Raw genomic sequence first — 1025 nt, 5'->3', positions numbered from 1 at the left:
AGCCGGTACTCTGCTATCGTATCGGCACCGATCCCAACAGCAGAGCCACAGCGAGCACACACGACGTTACCCTTCCCGTCGTACTTCAGGCGGTGGCCGTGCACTCGCTCCTTGTCCTGAAGGCATAGGTCCGCTTTCGCGGCATCATTGAAAACTTGCGAGCGAGCGATCCTCTGCCGGTTCTGCGCCCACTCGATAGCTGCGAACGCCTGCATTTCGACCGGCATCTCCATCATCGGCGTGTCCTCCTGTAGCCGAAGGTACTCCGTCGCGTATCCCGCCGGTTCCTCCAAGTCTAAGCGCACCTCTATGGCCTTCTCGCGGGTATGAGCCTCTGGTTTCGCCAAGTCACACGCTTCGATGTGCTTCTCAATCGCCGGGTAGAACGTGTTCTCCAACACAGCCACGATCTCGTGGTCCGTGTCGAACGTGTCGCGTAGCCCTGTTGCCTGCAAGTCGATGTAAATAGCATCGTGACAATGCACGTAACAGGCGTTCTCTCCCGGATTCTCAGCATCCAACCCGTGCACGTCGTCACCACGAACGTACCCCCACTGTTCAGACTCTAAGCCGAGATGGTACTCCGCTGCGTTCCGCACCACGTCGTACACGTCACCCTGCGACCACGTGCGGGCCACGCGGTCGCCGTGATCGACCGGCGGCACCCGCTCACCGTCCGGCTTCGATGAACCCGTCCGCGTGAGCATGATCGTAGCGACGTCGCCCCATTCGCCCTCGACGTGCTCGCCGGAGCGAGCACTGTCTTCGCTCTCCGGGTACGTCCCACCCATCAGTTGCCGCTGAAACGCCGCGTTCTTGGCGGCTTGCTCATCGCCGTAGGAACTCGTCCAACAGTCATCGAAGTCCACAGTGAACGTCTCACCGTCGTAACGCGACTCGAAACGACCACCCAGCCCATCATCGTAGGGCTGGCGGGCTGTTAGGAACCGGAACAACCCTTCCGCCCATGTCACCGACTCGGCCCGTTCGACGCGATCGACGCTAAACCCTGTCTCTTATACACA

At 60.5% G+C, this 1025-nt stretch carries 1 pseudogene; it reads right to left on the bottom strand.

The annotated features are described in order from the left end of the window. A pseudogene (locus tag C463_RS06600) lies at positions 1-974 on the bottom strand (hypothetical protein); the annotation flags it as partial. Positions 975-1025 lie beyond the last annotated feature (51 nt).

Origin of the sequence: Halorubrum californiense DSM 19288 (assembly GCF_000336875.1) — an archaeon.
GTDB lineage: Archaea > Halobacteriota > Halobacteria > Halobacteriales > Haloferacaceae > Halorubrum > Halorubrum californiense.
Note: the sequence above shows the minus strand (reverse complement) of the source record. Positions and strands in the feature narration are given on the sequence as shown.